14 protein-coding genes and 1 pseudogene are annotated in these 15873 nt (G+C 72.5%); 10 read left to right on the top strand and 5 right to left on the bottom strand.

Annotated features, from left to right (window positions below):
- The 4 genes from EHS43_RS18910 to EHS43_RS18895 form a co-directional block, all read right to left on the bottom strand.
- Positions 1–1074, bottom strand: a 1074-nt coding sequence (locus EHS43_RS18910; protein WP_148104059.1) for a DegT/DnrJ/EryC1/StrS family aminotransferase, incomplete at its 3' end; no start/stop codon positions are given.
- Between the two features lie 90 nt (positions 1075–1164).
- Positions 1165–2304, bottom strand: a complete 1140-nt coding sequence (locus EHS43_RS18905; protein ID WP_125191946.1) for a GNAT family N-acetyltransferase — start codon at positions 2302–2304, stop codon at positions 1165–1167.
- Between the two features lie 245 nt (positions 2305–2549).
- The gene (locus EHS43_RS18900) at positions 2550–3197 is read right to left on the bottom strand and encodes a response regulator transcription factor (protein WP_125191945.1); all 648 of its coding nucleotides are present in this window, start codon (positions 3195–3197) and stop codon (positions 2550–2552) included.
- Positions 3194–4396, bottom strand: a complete 1203-nt coding sequence (locus tag EHS43_RS18895; RefSeq protein ID WP_125191944.1) for a sensor histidine kinase — start codon at positions 4394–4396, stop codon at positions 3194–3196. Before EHS43_RS18895 ends, EHS43_RS18900 begins: the two co-directional genes overlap by 4 nt.
- A 160-nt stretch (positions 4397–4556) precedes the next feature.
- Between EHS43_RS18895 and EHS43_RS18890 the strand changes: the two genes are divergently transcribed.
- From EHS43_RS18890 to EHS43_RS18850, 9 genes are all read left to right on the top strand, one after another.
- Positions 4557–5333, top strand: a complete 777-nt coding sequence (locus tag EHS43_RS18890; RefSeq protein WP_125191943.1) for a class I SAM-dependent methyltransferase — start codon at positions 4557–4559, stop codon at positions 5331–5333.
- Positions 5334–5392: 59 nt separating this feature from the next.
- A complete protein-coding gene (locus EHS43_RS18885) occupies positions 5393–6010 on the top strand; it encodes a TOPRIM nucleotidyl transferase/hydrolase domain-containing protein (RefSeq protein WP_125191942.1) in 618 nt (205 codons plus the stop codon).
- A gap of 172 nt (positions 6011–6182) precedes the next feature.
- Positions 6183–7295, top strand: coding sequence for a Gfo/Idh/MocA family protein (locus EHS43_RS18880; RefSeq protein ID WP_125191941.1), 1113 nt, complete (start codon positions 6183–6185; stop codon positions 7293–7295).
- A complete protein-coding gene (locus EHS43_RS18875; protein ID WP_125191940.1) occupies positions 7292–8218 on the top strand; it encodes a PmoA family protein in 927 nt (308 codons plus the stop codon). Before EHS43_RS18880 ends, EHS43_RS18875 begins: the two co-directional genes overlap by 4 nt.
- Positions 8194–8964, top strand: coding sequence for a cupin (locus EHS43_RS18870; RefSeq protein WP_260470601.1), 771 nt, complete (start codon positions 8194–8196; stop codon positions 8962–8964). Before EHS43_RS18875 ends, EHS43_RS18870 begins: the two co-directional genes overlap by 25 nt.
- A gap of 71 nt (positions 8965–9035) precedes the next feature.
- On the top strand, positions 9036–10319 hold the full coding sequence (locus EHS43_RS18865; RefSeq protein WP_125191939.1) for an ABC transporter substrate-binding protein: 1284 nt from the start codon (positions 9036–9038) through the stop codon (positions 10317–10319).
- The gene (locus EHS43_RS18860; RefSeq protein WP_125191938.1) at positions 10316–11251 is read left to right on the top strand and encodes a carbohydrate ABC transporter permease; all 936 of its coding nucleotides are present in this window, start codon (positions 10316–10318) and stop codon (positions 11249–11251) included. The genes EHS43_RS18865 and EHS43_RS18860 overlap by 4 nt, the downstream gene beginning before the upstream one ends.
- Positions 11248–12108: a carbohydrate ABC transporter permease gene (locus tag EHS43_RS18855; protein ID WP_125191937.1), complete on the top strand. Its 861-nt coding sequence runs from the start codon at positions 11248–11250 to the stop codon at positions 12106–12108. Before EHS43_RS18860 ends, EHS43_RS18855 begins: the two co-directional genes overlap by 4 nt.
- The gene (locus EHS43_RS18850) at positions 12105–12704 is read left to right on the top strand and encodes a hypothetical protein (protein WP_125191936.1); all 600 of its coding nucleotides are present in this window, start codon (positions 12105–12107) and stop codon (positions 12702–12704) included. The genes EHS43_RS18855 and EHS43_RS18850 overlap by 4 nt, the downstream gene beginning before the upstream one ends.
- 206 nt (positions 12705–12910) lie before the next feature.
- On the opposite strand, the gene EHS43_RS18845 is transcribed toward EHS43_RS18850, so the two are convergent.
- Complete coding sequence (locus EHS43_RS18845) at positions 12911–15154, bottom strand: heavy metal translocating P-type ATPase (protein WP_312023427.1); 2244 nt, start codon at positions 15152–15154, stop codon at positions 12911–12913.
- Positions 15155–15311: 157 nt separating this feature from the next.
- Here EHS43_RS18845 and EHS43_RS18840 point away from each other — a divergent pair.
- Positions 15312–15873, top strand: a pseudogene (locus EHS43_RS18840) (hypothetical protein); the annotation flags it as partial.

Here is a 15873-nt window from a genome sequence, read left to right as displayed (position 1 = left end):
CTCCGGGTCCGGGGAGGGCTCGACGAACTCCGCGCCCGCGTAGTCGTCCAGCGGCGGGTCGTAGATGTAGCCGCACACCACGTCGTGCCGCACCAGCCGCTGTACGAGGGCGTCGCGGTCGTGGACCAGCAGCGGCACCCGGAACAGCGGGAGGGGGCCGTCGTGCGCCGTGCGGTCGCGCAGCGCCGGCGAGGCCCACGGGGTGCCCGCCAGCAGGGCGACCCCGGCCCTGCGCCGGGTCAGGTCCGCGTCGAGCCGGGCCATCCGCAGCCCCAGCTGACCGCGGACCAGCGTCCCGTGCCGGGAGCGGTAGCCGTGCAGGTCGACGCGGACCCACTGCTCGTAGGCGGTCAGGCTCGGGGCCTCCCGGGCGGAGGCGGCGAGCCGGGGAGCGCGCAGGTCCATCCGGAACGCGTCGCGCTCCATCAGCCCGAGGCGCTCCATGGTCCGCCACACCGGGTGCACCAGACGCAGCGACCGGACGGCGGACCGGGCCAGCGGGCGCAGGGTGGTGGCGAGGTCCTCGCGCAGCCGGCCGGGGGTCAGGAGGTCGTCCCGCAGCAGCTCCAGCTCCCGGCGCGTGCGCGCGTCCTCCACGGCGAGGAAGCCGCCCGCCATGCCCGCCACGTGCTTGGACAGACTGAAGGCCGCCGCCTTGCCGAAGGTGCCGACCGGCTGCCCGTCCACATGGCTGCCGATCGCGTGCGCCGCGTCCTCGAACAGCGGGATCCCCAACTGCGCGCAGCGGCGCCGCAGTTCGAGGACCCGGTCGGGGACGCCGTACAGGTTGGTGGTCAGGACCGCGTCCACGCCGCGCCAGGTAGGTTCCGGTACGGCGGCCGGGTCGATGTTGCCGTCCCACACGGACACGGGCGCCAGCACGGGGCGCAGACCGGCCGCGAGGACCACGAACAGAATCACGTCGTCGTTCACGGGCGACATCAGCACCTTCGCGCCCGGCCGGCACCAGCGCCGCAGCGCCAGGTACAGGGCCAGCCGGGCCGAGGGCGTGTAGACGCATGGGCGTCCCAGTCGCCGGGTCATCGTCGCGGTCAGCCGCGAGCCGTACGGCATCGGTACCCCTTGTGTCGACGGGCCGGGGGAGGGCCGTGGAAGCGGACATGAGCCGGCTCCCGTGCGGGAACCGGGTCGAGCGGGCCCGCGTCAGTTCGCCGGCGGTCCCGTGCCACGGAAGTCCGAACGGTGCCCGGAGGTGCGCAGGGTGCCGACGGTCTTCAGGAGACGGTCGGCGGGCTCGCGCAGGGCCGGGTGGGCGTTGACCGTGTTGCGCAGGCCCCGCACCGGCCGGCGCCACAGCCGGTGGGCGGTCGCGACCGGGTGCGGGCGGGTGGCGAACCCTTCCGCCACGCGCAGCTCACGGGTCTTGAGCCAGTCCTTCCACTCCTTGTCGCCGCGCCCCATGTCCATGAGCCGGGCGCCGCGCCGCCCCGCTGCCTCGGCCATCCGCAGGTGCATGAGCAGGCCGGGGGAGTAGTAGCGCAGTTCGGGGTCGTACGCGGTGAACCAGGGGGCGAACACCGTGCGCGAGGTCGGTCCGAAATGGGCGGCGACCGGCCGGTCACCGGCGTACACGACCGAGAGGACCCCGGTGAAGTGCTCCTCCCTCACCTGGAAGAGGTCCTCCACGAGGTTCACGATCCACGGTCGCGCGAACCGGTCCATCCGGCCCGTCCTGCGGTACTGGGCCGACTTCCACCGCATCAGCGTGCGCAGCGCCCCCGGGTCGCGCTCGTCGAACACGAACCGCACCTCGCCCAGGTCGCGAGCGAGCCGCCGCTCCTTCTTGAGGGTCGTCTTCGCGAGCCCCGGATACGCCCCCCGCAGCCACTCCGGGTAACTGTCGCTGCCGACCTTCAGATCGATCACCGGGGAGGCGAACGTCCCGGTGACGTAGGGGGCGAAGGGTTTCTGCTCCTCGACGAGGTGGTCGAACTCGAACACGCTGAGCCGGCACGCCGTCAGCAGCGCCCGGGTGTCCCAGGTGACCCCGGGGCGGTGCACGAGCCCCTGGCAGTCCGACAGGCCGAGCCCGATGGCCCGGCCGACGCCGAAGGAGCCGCGTTCGTAGGGGAGGAAGCCCACGGCCTCGCCGCGTTGGTGCAGGACCGCCACCCGGGCGCCGGCGCGGTGCCTGTCGATGCCGGCCGCGAACTCCGGTGCCAGGAACGGGTTGCCGTAGTCGGGAGACTCGTCCATCGCCCGGTGCCAGGCCTTGCGGAGCGAGGTGTCGAGCTCGCCGGGTCTGTGGATCGTTATGTCCGTGTCAGTGCTCATGGATCGCATGGGCGATCGGTCCCCCCATTCCCCCCACGACGCGGCGCCCGCGTCCCGCCGGTCGAAGTGCCGGCAAGGACCAAACGTCGCCAAACAGTACGCATGCTGTCAAGGGTGCCTGCCGTAACGGAAGAGTGCGGATCGGACGCCCTTGGTTCCGGCCTCCGGACAGGGCCTCGGCCGCGGCTCCCCGGCTGCGGTCGCGGCGCTCGACCAAGGTCCCGGCGCCCGGCGAAGAGACCGGTGGCCGCCGGTCACGGCAGCAGTCGTCGCTCCTTGGCCACGGCCACCGCGCCGGATCGGGTCTCGACGCCCAACTTGGTGTAGATCCGCCCCAGATGGGTCTTGACCGTCGCCTCGCTGATGAACAGGGCCCGGGCGATCTCCCGGTTGCCGAGGCCGCGGGCGAGTTGCGCGAGGATCTCGTGCTCCCGGGCGGACAGCGCGGGGCGCGGGCTGCGCAGCCTGGTCAGCAGGCGGTCGGCCACCGGGGCGGACAGGGTGGCGCGGCCCGAGGCCGCGTCACGGATGGCCGAGAACAGCTCCTCGGGCTGTTCCGCCTTCAGGAGGTAGCCGGTCGCGCCCGCCTCGACGGCACGGGTGATGTCGGCGTCGGTGTCGAACATGGTGAGCACCAGCACCCGCGGACCCCCCTCACCAGCCGCCGTCAACTGCCGGGTGGCGGTCACCCCGTCCATGCCGCCGTCGAGCTGAAGGTCCATCAGGACGACGTCGGGGCGCAGGTGGGCCGCCATGGCGAGCGCCTCCTCCCCGGTCGCGGCCTCCCCGACCACGTCGATGCCGTCCGCGCTGGAGAGCAGGGCACGCAGCCCGGCGCGTACGACGGCATGGTCGTCGCAGAGCAGCAGCCGGACGGGGGAGGACGGTGGCGTCGTACTCACAGGGCGGGCTCCTCGACGACGAGCGGCACGGCGGCCGACACCACGGTGCCCTCTCCCGGCGTGGACTCCACGGTGAGCGTGCCGCCGGCCTGGCGGGCCCGGATCCGCATGGCGGGAAGCCCGTGCCCGCGCGTGGACGAGCGGACAGCCGACGAAGCGGACTGCTCGAACCCTCGCCCGTTGTCCGCGACGTCCAGCGAGACCTGGTCGTCCAGCCACGTCAGCGTGAGCGCGGCCCGGGTCGCCGCCGCATGCTCCCGTACGTTGGCCAGCGCGCCCTGGGCGATGCGCAGCAGCGCCGCCGCGACCCGCTCCGGCAGCGGGCCCTGTTCCCCGTCGAGCCGGAACTCCACGGTGAGTCCCGGACCGCTCTCGCGCCGGGCGAGTTCACCGAGGGCCCGGGCGAGGGAGTGCTCCGCGAGGTCGGCCGGGGCCAGGTCGTGCACGAAGCGGCGGGCCTCGGCGAGGCTGCGCGAGGTGATCTCCGCCGCGGCCCGCATATGCTCCCGGGCCGCGCTCCGGTCGGTCTCCCACACCCGTTCGGCGGCCTGGAGCAGCATGCGCTGGCTGGACAGTTCCTGCGCCAGGGAGTCGTGGATCTCCGCGGACAGCCGCTGCCGCTCGGCCAGGACACCGGCCCGCCGCTCGGTGGCGGCGAGTTCGTGCCGGGTGCGCACCAGGTCCCCGATCAGCACCCGCTGCCGGGCGCCCTGCCGCTGCAGATGCACGAGTACGGCGGTGGCGACCGCGGCGACGGCCGGCGGGGCCACGACCATGTTCGGGTTGAGCGGCCCGTCGGCCACCCGTATCTCCGAGAGCACCACCAGCGCGGTCAGCACGGCGGCCGCCGGCACCGCGATCCTCGGCGGCAGCGCGTGCAGTCCGGCGAACAGCAGGGGCATCACACACCAGGTGGCGCTCGGCGCGAGTGCGAGCAGCGCGACCCACACGGCGGTGACCGAGCCCAGCCACGCCAAGTGACGCCGGGTGGGCGGCAGTCCCGGGCGGGGTGGCGGGGCCAGCAGATGGCCGAGGACGTACAGCAGGCAGAAGAAGGCGAACAGCGCCGCCACCCAGCCGGTGCGCGCCCCGCCCTGGTCGCGGCTCAGGAAGCGGACGAACGACGAGCCGAGCAGCACGAAGAACGCGCCGTGCACGATCGCGCCCAGCCAGCGCTCGTCCGGATCGGTGTGGTTCATGCTCCGTGTCTAACGTGCCTTACGCGGGACCGCATCAACCGATCGGCCGACATAGCGCTCACCCGAACCTCCCCCGGACGCGAGCCTGTCGACCGAGCCGGGCCCCCGGATGCCGCACCGAGGCTTGGCGGCAGAGCGAAGACCTCCGAAAGGCCTCCCGATGCCCGCCAGGAACCTCACCGTCAACCGTGCCGCCCTCGGCCACCGTGTCGGCTACGCCCTGCGCCACCCCGACCGGGTGCCCCGCCATCTGGCCCGGGCCGCCCGCGATCTGTGGCTGCGCCGCCGCCACCCGGACCACGTCTCCTACTACCGCGCCGTGATGCGCTCCGACACCCGCACCGACCCGGACCTGGCCGTCGGCAGCCGCAACCGGGAGCGCTGGCTGGCGCTCGGCGCGATGCAGTTCGACTACCTGCTCGGCCACGGTCTGCGCCCCGGGCACCGCATGCTGGAGATCGGCTGCGGCAACCTGCGCGGCGGCTGGCGCTTCATCCGCCATCTGGAGCCGGGCCACTACCACGGGATCGACATCTCGCCCGACATCCTCTTCGCCGCGCAGGACACCGTCGCCGAGATGTCCCTCCAGAAGCGGCTGCCGAACCTGACCCCGGTCCGCGACCTGACCCTGCGCTTCCTGCCGGACGCCCACTTCGACGTCGTCCACGCGCACAGCGTCTTCTCGCACTCGCCGCTGCCGGTGATCGAGGAGTGCCTGGCCCACGTCGGCCGGGTCCTCGCCCCGGACGGCTTCTTCGACTTCACCTTCGACCGCACCGAGGGCGAGGAGCACCATGTGCTGCGGGAGGACTTCTACTACCGCGTCGAGACGCTCACGGCCCTCGCCGGGAAGCACGGTCTGCGAGCCCGCTTCATGGAGGACTGGGAGGAGCTCCCGCACGGCCAGTCCAAGATCCGGGTGACGCACGGGGGGTGAACCGGTGAGGCGGGGGAAATTGCCTGTCGCCGTGGTCCGTGATGTCACAGACTCGTGGCATGGCACACATGGGGGAGTTCCGGGACGCGGTCACGGCGTGGGCGGCCGGCGGCTCCGGCGACCGGGCCCGCGAACTGGCCGAGCGGCTGTCCGTGCGGGCCGTCGTCCTGCTCGAAGGACCCAGTGACGTGGCGGCGGTCGACGCGCTGGCCGCGAGCCGGGGCCGGGACCTGGCGGCCGAAGGGCTGTGCGTCCTGGCGATGGGCGGCGCGATGAGCGTCGGCCGCTACGCGGGCCTGCTCGGCCCGTCGGGCCTGGGCCTGCGCCTGACGGGACTGTGCGACGAGCGGGAAAGGCCGTTCTACGCCCGGGGCTGGGAGCGGGCCGGTGCGGCACCGGACGGGTACTTCGTGTGCGCGGCGGACCTGGAGGACGAGCTGATCCGCGCGCTGGGAGTGCCACGGGTCAGGGAACTCGTGCGCGAGGAGGGCGAGCTGCGGCAGCTCCGGACCTTCCTGTCCCAGCCCGCCCAGCGGGGCCGTACCGCCGAGCAGCAGTTGCGCCGCTTCTTCGGCACCAGGTCGGGCCGCAAGATCCACTACGGTCGCGTCCTCGTCGAGGCCCTGGACCCCGACCAGGTGCCCGGACCGCTCGACGACCTGTTCGCCGTCCTCTGACCGGGGACATCGCGCGAGCCGGGCAGGTGAACGAACGGTGTGCCTGCCGTGTTCACCGATATCACCGCCCGGGGTCTTGTTAGGACAATCGCCGGGGATCTAGGGTCGACCCGGGGAGCAAGCGCTTTCCCCGCACGTCAGCGTCCCTCGCCGGACGTCCCAGGAGGACCGTATGCCCCGTCCAGCCCGCCGCCGCGTCGCCGTGGTCGGTACCGGCGCCATCGTCAGCGGCAGCCATCTGTCCGCGCTCAGGGCCCACGCCGAGCGCACGGAACTGGTCGCCGCCGTCGACGTGGACCAGGGCAGACTCGACGCCTTCCGCGAACTCGCCGGCGGCGAGGTCACCGGGTACACCTCGATGGCCGCGATGCTCGACGAGGCGCGCCCCGACCTGGTCCTCATCGGCACCCCGCCCTCGCTGCACCGGGAGCAGACCGTGGCCGCCCTCAAGGCGGGCGCCTGGGTGCTGTGCGAGAAGCCGCTGACCCTGTCGCTCGCCGAGTACGACGAGATCGCGGCGGCCGAGGAGGCGTCCGGCGCCTACGCCTCCGTGGTCTTCCAGCACCGCTACGGCTCCGGAGCCGTCCACGCGCGCGAGCTCATCGCCGGCGGCGAGCTGGGCGCCCCCCGCGTCGCGCACTGCCAGACCACCTGGTACCGGGACGCCGCCTACTACGCCGTACCGTGGCGCGGCACCTGGGCGAGCGAGGGCGGCGGCCCGACCATGGGCCACGGCATCCACCAGTACGACCTCCTGCTGCACCTGCTCGGCCCGTGGACGGAGATCCGCGCCATGGCCGCCCGGCTGGTCCACGACACCGAGAGCGAGGACGTCTCCACGGCCCTCGTCCGGTTCGCCAACGGCGCCCTCGCGACCGTCGTCAACAGCGTGCTGTCGCCCGACGAGGTGAGCCGCATCCGCATCGACTGCGCTGACGCGACCGTGGAACTCACCCATCTGTACGGGCACCGCAACGAGGACTGGACCTACACGCCGGCCCCCCACGTGGCCGCCGACCGCGCCGACGCCTGGCGCACGCCCGCCGCCGACGTGCCCAGCTCGCACACGGCCCAGCTCGGTGCGCTCCTCGACGCGTACGACAACGGTGTCAGGCCTCCCGGCAGCGGCGCCGATGCGCGGGCCACCCTCGAGTTCGCCGCCGCGCTGTACAAGGCCGCGTTCACGGGGCAGCCCGTGCACGCGGGCGAGATCGCGCCGGGCGACCCCTTCTACCCGGCCATGCACGGAGACCACCCCCACTGGGCCCCCAAGGAGCGCGCATGAGCATCCGCGTCAGCCACGTCCACGGCGAGCACATCGCCGTCGAGGCGGCGAACGGCACGGAGATCCTCCGCTACGTCTACCGCCCCGACCGCGAGGCCTGCGAGGCCCCCAAGCCCTACGCCCACCCCGTGCGCACCCTCGGCGGCCGCACGGTGACCGGCTACCGGCCCAGCGACCACCGCTGGCACAAGGGCCTGCAGATGACGGCCAGCCATCTGTCGGGGCAGAACTTCTGGGGCGGCAACAGCTATGTCCACGGGCAGGGTTACCTCCCCCTTCCCGAGCGTGTCGGCTCGATGCGGCACGACGGCTTCACCGCGTTCCAGGTCTCCGACGCCCGGCTGGACGTCACCGAGGCGCTGACCTGGGTGGAGAACGGCGGCGAGGAGTGGGCCCGTGAGGAGCGCGGCCTGGCCGTCCACTCGGTCGACGAGTCGGCCGGCTCCTGGGCGCTCGACTGGTCGATCCGGCTCACCAATCTGCGCGCCGAGCCGCTCGCCTTCGGTTCCCCCACCACCGCGGGCCGTGACATGGCCGGGTACACCGGACTGCAGTGGCGCGGCCCCCGTGACTTCACCGGGGGCGCGGTCTTCGCCCCGGACACCGACGGCGACGCGGACAAGCTGATGGGCAGCCAGAGCCCTTGGCTCGCCTTCACCACCGAGCACGACGATGTGGACGCCCACACCACGCTCGTCTTCGCACACGCCCCCGAGAACCTCGACGCCGGGACCGCGATCCACGAGTCGCACTGGTTCGTGCGCTCCCAGCCCTTCCCGACGGTCGCGTTCTCCTGGGCGTTCTTCGAGGAGTTCGAGCTGCCGCCGGGGGAGTCCTTCACGTACCGCTACCGGCTGGTCGTCGCCGACGGCGCCTGGGACGAGGAACGCGTGTCCGCGTGCCTGGAAGGCCTGTCCTGGTGAAGCCCGGCCTCCCGCACCCGCTGCCCGGCGCCGTGGGCCTGTCCCACCTGAGCGCCTACGACTGGGAGGCCGCCGACGGCGTGTGCGGCGGCAGCCCGCATCTGCACCTGGTGTGCACCGAGGCGTACGTCGTCACCGGCGGCCGGGGCGCCGTGCAGACGCTCAGCCCGGACGGCTACCGCGAGATCCCCCTGGAGCCCGGGGCGATCGCCTGGTTCACCCCGGGAACCGTGCACCGCATGGTCCAGGGCGGCGACCTGCGCATCACCGTGCTGATGCAGAACAGCGGCCTGCCCGAGGCCGGGGACGCGGTCTTCACCTTCCCGCCCGAGGTGCTCGCCGACCCCGCCCGGTACGCCGCCGCGGCCCAGCTCCCGCCGGGGACCGGGCCGGAGACGGCGGCCGCCGCCCGGCGCCGCAGGGACCTCGCCGTCGAGGGCTACCTCGTGCTGCGCGAGGCCCTGGCCGACGGGGACAACGGCCCCTACCTGGAGTTCCAGCGGGCCGCCGCCCGACTGGTGCGGGACAAGGTGCCCCACTGGCGCGAGCTGTGGCGGGCCGGGGCCCTGGCCACCGCCGAGCGCACCGGCGCCCAGCTGGACGCGCTGGAGTCCGGCGAGCCGTCCCATCTCGGTGAGGCGACCGCCCACCAGGCCACGCCGACCCGGCTCGGCGGCTTCGGGATGTGCGGCAGACGCGACGAGTACAACCTGCCGGGCACGACACTGCCGTACTCCGGCGAGTAACACGCTTTGCTTAGGGGGGAGTTCCGAGGGGGGCCGTAGAAAGTCCGAGGAAGGGATGAGGTGACCTCGGCATGCCCGGACACAGGACAAAGGGGTTCTGCGCTTCGGCCGTCGCACTCGCGCTCTGCGCGCTGGCGGCCGGTTGCGGGGGATCCGGGGAATCGGTCGGCGGCGGCAAGGTCGTGCTCCGCTACACGTGGTGGGGCAACCCCGACCGCGCGGAGCGCACCGAGCGGGCCGTCGCCCTGTTCGAGAAACAGCACCCGAACGTATCCGTGAGAACGTCGTTCTCGGGTTACGACGCCTACAAGCAGAAGCTCGCCGTCCAGGCCTCGGGCGGCGACGCACCCGACGTGATGCAGCTCGACTACCGCCAGATCGACCAGTACGCCTCCGGCGGGGTCCTCCTCGACCTGGCGAAGCAGAAGGCGGTCCTGCGCACCTCGGAGATCGACCCCGGGCTGCTCGCCACCGGCCGCGTGGACGGCACCCAGTACGCGATCCCGCAGGGCCGGGGCACCGAGACCGTCGTCTACGACGTCAAGGCGTGGAAGGGCTCCGGGGTCTCGCTCCCGCGTGCGGGCTGGACCTGGTCCCAATGGGCCTCTTCCGTGCGGGAGTTGGCCGAGAAGACCGGGAAACCGGGCGCCACGGACCCCGGTCAGAGCGAGGACGCCTTCGAGGTCTGGCTGCGCGGCCGGGGCAAGGCCCTCTACACGAAGGACGGCCGGCTGGGCTTCACGGCCGACGACCTCGCCAAGTGGTGGACGTTCACCGACGGGTTGAGGCGCGAGGGAGCCGTCTCGCCGGCCGAGCAGACCACCCAGCTCGACGGCTCCGTGGAGAACACCCCGCTCGGCCGCGGCAAGGCGGTCTCCGACACCAACTGGGACGCCCCGTCCAGCGGTTACCTCGCGATCGTCCCGACGGGGATCGCGCTGGCCCCCATGCCGTCGGGCTCCGACGGTACCCCCGGCCAGTACTTCAAGCCGTCGATGTTCCTCGGCGTCTCCGCCCACACCGGCCACGCCGAACAGGCCGCCCGGCTCGTCGACTTCCTCCTCAACGACCCGGACGCGGCGAAGATCCTCGGCGCCACCCGCGGCATCCCCGTCAACGAGACCATCCGCAAGGAGACCGCGCCGCTCCTGAAGGACTTCGACAAGACGGTCGCCGACTACCAGGCTTCACTGGAAGGGAAGTTGAAGGACCCGCCACAAGCCCCGCCCTCCGGCGACAACGCCCTTCAGACCACCTTCCAGCGCGACTACGACCAGGTGTCCTACGAACGCATGACGCCCCGCGAGGCGGCCGAGAACTACGTCACCGAGGCGAAGGCGGAGCTGAGGTCATGACCACCACCGCGATCCCGGCGGCGAAGCAGCAGGCCGCCGCCACCCCGAGGCGCCGCCCCAAGCGCGAACGCGAGGGCGCCGCCTGGGTGTTCCTGTCCCCGTGGGTCCTCGGCGCGAGCGTCCTCACCCTGCTCCCGATGGCCGTCTCGCTGTACCTGTCCTTCACCGACTACAACCTGTTCGACCCGCCCCGCTGGATCGGCCTGCGCAACTACACGCAGATGTTCACCGAGGACCCGAGGTACTGGCGTTCCGTGGTGACGACCGTGACGTACGTCGTCATCGCCGTGCCCCTGCAACTGGCACTGGCCCTGGTGGTCGCGCTCGCCCTGAAGTCCATGAAGCGCGGCAAGGCCTTCTACCGGTCCGCGTTCTACGCCCCCTCGCTGCTCGGCGCCTCCATGTCGATCGCCCTCGTCTGGCGGGCCGTCTTCAACGACGGTGGCACCGTGGACCACCTGTTCGGAACCGGCGGCTGGGTCAACCGGCCCGGCTGGGCGCTGCTCGCCGTCGCCCTGCTCACGGTGTGGCAGTTCGGCGCCCCGATGGTCATCTTCCTCGCCGGACTCCAGCAGATACCCGCCGAGCTGTACGAGGCGGCGGCGGTCGACGGGGCCGGCCGGTGGCGGCAGTTCCTGTCCGTCACCGTGCCCATGCTGTCCCCGGTGCTCTTCTTCAACCTGGTCCTGCAGACCATCCAGGCCTTCCAGGTCTTCACCCCGGCCTTCGCGGTGAGCGCGGGCAAGGGCGGCCCCGCCGACTCCACGCTCGTCTACACGATGTACCTCTACGACCGCGGCTTCGTCGCCTCCCACATGGGGTACGCCTCCGCGATGGCCTGGGTGCTGCTGCTGGTCATCGGCGTCGTCACGGCGGTGCTGTTCCGCACCTCGCGTTCCTGGGTCTTCTACGCGTCCGAGGGGGACCGATGACCACAACTGCCGTTGCCCGTAAGCCCGTTCGCTGGGGACGGGTCGCCCTGCACGCCGGCTGTCTGGCCGCCCTGCTCGTGATGCTCTACCCGCTGGCCTGGCTGCTGGCCACCTCGCTCAAGCCCGCGGACGAGGTCATCGCGAGCCTCGACCTCCTGCCGGGTCGCCTGGAGTGGTCCAACTACGAGACGGCCTTCGAGGGCGTCAACGACGTCTCCGTCTGGCGGCTGCTGTCCAACTCCCTGCTGATCGCGGGCGGCGCGGTCCTCGGCAACGTCGTCAGCTGCTCGCTCGCCGCCTACGCCTTCGCGCGGCTGCGCTTCCGCTTCCGCGGGCCGCTGTTCGCCTTCATGATCGCCACGATCATGCTGCCGCACCACGCGATCCTCATCCCGCAGTACATCATCTTCAACCAGCTCGGCCTGGTGAACACCTACTGGCCGCTGATCCTGCCCAAGTTCCTTGCCACGGAGGCATTCTTCGTCTTCCTCATCGTGCAGTTCATGCGCGGTCTGCCGCGCGAGCTGGAGGAGGCCGCCCGCATCGACGGCTGCGGGCCCTTCCGCAGCTTCTTCCGGATCGTGCTCCCGCTGACCAGGCCCGCGCTGATCACCACCGCCATCTTCACCTTCATCTGGACCTGGAACGACTTCTTCACCCAGCTCATCTACCTCTTCGACCCGGACAAGTTCACGCTCACGCTCGCCCTCAGGTCGTTCGTGGACGCCTCCAGCCAGTCGGCGTTCGGCCCGATGTTCGCGATGTCGGTGATCGCGCTGCTGCCGATCGTGCTGTTCTTCCTCGCCTTCCAGCGGTTCCTGGTGGAGGGCATGGCGAGCTCAGGGCTCAAGGGATGAGCGGGACGGGTGCGCGGGAACCCGGTGAGGTCTTCGGCCCCCGGATGACCCTGTTCGCCGACATGCTGAGCATCGGCCTGGCAACGGCCGTGACGTGCCTGCCGGTCGTGACGGCACCGGCGGCGCTGTCGACGGCGTGCGCGGTGCTGCGGGGAGCGGCGGAGGGGCAACCGGCCACCGTGGGACGGTACTTCACGGCCCTGCGGCGACGGCTGCGGGCCGGCGACCTGGCGGCGGGAGCCGTCGCCCTCGCCGGGGCGCTGCTGTTCCTGGCGGACCTCGCGCTGGCCGGCGCCGGGCTGCCGGGGGCGCCGCTGTTCGCGGTGGTGGCCGCGGGAATCGGCGCGGCCGCCCTGGTGGTGGGCCTGCGCGCCTGCGCCCGCCCCGAGTCGCGCGCGAACTGGCCGTCCGCCGTGCGGGAGGCCGCCCGGGACGCCGTACGGGACGTCGGCGGCAGTGCTCTGGTGCTGCTCGCCGTGGCCACGGCGGGCCTGTGCGCCTGGATGCTGGTGCCGCTGGCCTTCCTGGTGCCCGGTCCGCTGGCGCTCGCGCTGGCCGCCGTCCAGGCCCGGACGGGGGCCGTTGCCGGAAGTTGACGGGGAGTTGACGGGGAGTTGGGGCGCACGGGGTGTGGGCGACGTCCGCGGTGCCGGGGCCGCTGCCCGGGCCGACCGGACCAGTACGGCAGCGGCACGAAGGCCGCGTGCGACAGCACCGCCTGGACGCACTACCAGGTGGTGAAGGCGTTCGGCTGACCCTGGGGGCGGGCAGGGACGCGCACCGCGCACCCCTGCCCGCCGGGTCAGTGGGCCGCCCTGAACGACCGCAGCCGCAGCGAGTTGCCGACCACGAACACCGACGAGAACGCCATCGCCGCCCCCGCCAGCATCGGGTTGAGCAGTCCGGCCGCCGCGAGCGGCAGGGCGGCCACGTTGTAGGCGAAGGCCCAGAAGAGGTTGGACCGGATCGTGCCCAGGGTGCGGCGGGCGAGACGGATGGCGTCCGCCGCGGCCCGCAGGTCGCCCCGCACGAGGGTCAGGTCGCCGGCCTCGATCGCGGCGTCCGTGCCCGTGCCCATCGCGAGGCCCAGGTCGGCCTGGGCCAGCGCGGCCGCGTCGTTGACCCCGTCTCCGACCATCGCCACCGAACGGCCCTCGGCCTGAAGGCGCTTGACGACGTCGACCTTGTCCTGCGGCAGGACCTCGGCGATCACCTGCGCGGGGGCGATGCCGACCTCCCTGGCGACCGACTCGGCCACGGCCCGGTTGTCACCGGTCAGCAGGACGGGGGTGAGCCCGAGCCGCCGCAGCCGGGCGATCGCCTCGCGACTGGTGTCCTTGACCGCGTCCGCGACTTCGAGCACGGCCCGTGCCTCACCGTCCCAGGCGACCGCGATCACCGTACGGCCGGACGCCTCCGCCGTGTCCCTCGTGCGCCGGAGCTCCTCCGGCAACGCGATCGCCCAGTCCGCGAGCAGCGGCCCGCGTCCGACGAGCACGGCGTGCCCGTCCACGATGCCCTGGACACCGAGGCCGGGAACGTTCGCGAAGTCCTCGGGCGCGGGCAGTGAGCCCAGCTTCTCCAGCGCCGCGGCGGCTACCGCGCGGGCCACCGGGTGCTCCGAGGCGTGCTCCAGCGCGCCCGCCAGCCGCAGGACCTCGGCCTCGTCGGTGCCGGGGGCGGTGTGCACGGCCAGCAGGGTCATCCGGCCGGTGGTGACGGTGCCGGTCTTGTCCAGGACGACGGTGTCGACCTTGCGCGTGGACTCCAGGACCTCGGGGCCCTTGATGAGGATGCCGAGCTGGGCTCCGCGGCCGGTCCCGACGAGCAGCGCGGTCGGTGTGGCCAGGCCCAGGGCGCACGGGCACGCGATGATCAGTACGGCGACGGCGGCGGTGAACGCGGCGGCGGTACCGGCGCCGTTGCCGAGCCAGAAGCCCAGGGTGCCGAGCGCGAGCGCGATCACCACCGGCACGAACACCCCGGAGATCCGGTCGGCGAGCCGCTGCGCCGCCGCCTTGCCGTTCTGCGCGTCCTCGACCAGCTTGGCCATCCTGGCGAGCTGGGTGTCCGCGCCGACCCGGGTCGCCTCGACGACGAGCCGTCCGCCCGCGTTGAGGGTGGCCCCGGTGACGGCGTCGCCGGGGGTGACCTCCACCGGCACCGACTCACCGGTGAGCATCGAGGCGTCCACCGCGGAGGAACCCTCGACCACGGTCCCGTCGGTGGCGATCTTCTCGCCGGGACGCACGAGGAAACGGTCACCCGCCTTCAACTCCGCGACCGGCACGGTCTGTTCACGGCCGTCCGCGTGCAGCACGGTCACGTCCTTCGCCCCCAGCTCCAGCAGCGCCTTCAGGGCCGCGCCCGCCTTGCGCTTGGAGCGGGCCTCGAAGTACCGCCCGGCCAGGATGAACGCGGTGACGCCGGCGGCGGCCTCCAGGTACAGGTTCCCGGTGCCGTCCCCGCGGGCGATCGTCAGCTCGAAGGGGTGCTTCATGCCGGGCGTGCCCGCGGTCCCGAGGAACAGCGCCCACAGGGACCAGCCGAACGCGGCCGTCGTACCGACCGAGATCAGCGTGTCCATGGTCGCCGCGCCATGCCGCGCGTTGGTGAACGCCGCTTTGTGGAAGGGCCATCCCGCGTACGTGACCACCGGCGCCGCCAGCGTCAGCGACAGCCACTGCCAGTACTCGAACTGCAGCGCCGGGACCATCGCCATCGCGATGACGGGCACCGCCAGCACGACCGCGGTCACCAAACGCTCGCGCAGGGACCGCAGTTCGTCGGGCCCCTCGTCGCCGGGAGCGGCCGGCTCCGGTGGGGCCGGTTCCTGGGCGGTGTACCCGGTCTTCTCGACGGTGGCTATCAGGTCGTGGACCGAGACGTCCGCGGTGTGGGTGACCCGGGCCTTCTCGGTGGCGTAGTTGACGGTGGCGGTGACCCCGTCCATCCGGTTGAGCTTCTTCTCGATGCGCGCCGCGCACGAGGCGCAGGTCATGCCGCCGATGGCGAGCTCGGTCTCGGCCGCTGCGGTGGTGGTCACGGCTGCTCCTCATGGATACCGGGTGGGGGTATTCTATGCTACACCTCCTGTATACCCCTGGTGGGTATCCAGTGCAAGAGTGAGAACGGGTTGACTTGATACCCCCCAGGGGTATGGTGAAGTGCATCGGGAACCCGTCGAGCCCAAGGAGCCGGTCATGAACGCTGGACTGAGGATCACCGCATTCGCCGCCGCGCTGGCCGCGACGTTCGGCACCGCCTACGGCGTGGGCCAGGGCATCGGCCCCGTCGTCGAGGACGAGCCGCCCGCCCGGCACGACACGCACGCGGGCGACGGCGACGCGGCGCAGCCGGGGACCGCGGCACGCTCCGATCACCCGGACCACTCGGGGCAGGAGTCACCCCCGGCCGGTGGCCTCCAGATCGCCGAGCAGGGCTACACGCTCGATCTGCGGACCCCTCGCCTCACCGCCGGACGCACCGCCGACCTCCGTTTCGCCATACGCGGCGACGACGGCCGCGCGGTCACCGCCTTCCGGCGGGAGCACGACAAGGAACTCCACCTCATCGTCGCCTCACGCGACCTGAACACCTACCGGCATCTGCACCCCACCCGGGCCGCCGACGGCACCTGGAGCATCCCCGTGTCCCTGCCCCGCGCGGGCGGCTACCGGGTCTTCGCCGACTTCACCCCCGAGAAGAAGGACGCCGAGAACCTCACCCTCGGGGCGGACCTGGCCGTGTCAGGCACCTACGCGC

This window comes from Streptomyces sp. RP5T (assembly GCF_003933965.1).
Taxonomy (GTDB): domain Bacteria; phylum Actinomycetota; class Actinomycetes; order Streptomycetales; family Streptomycetaceae; genus Streptomyces.
This window is presented reverse-complemented; position numbering and strand designations above follow the sequence as displayed.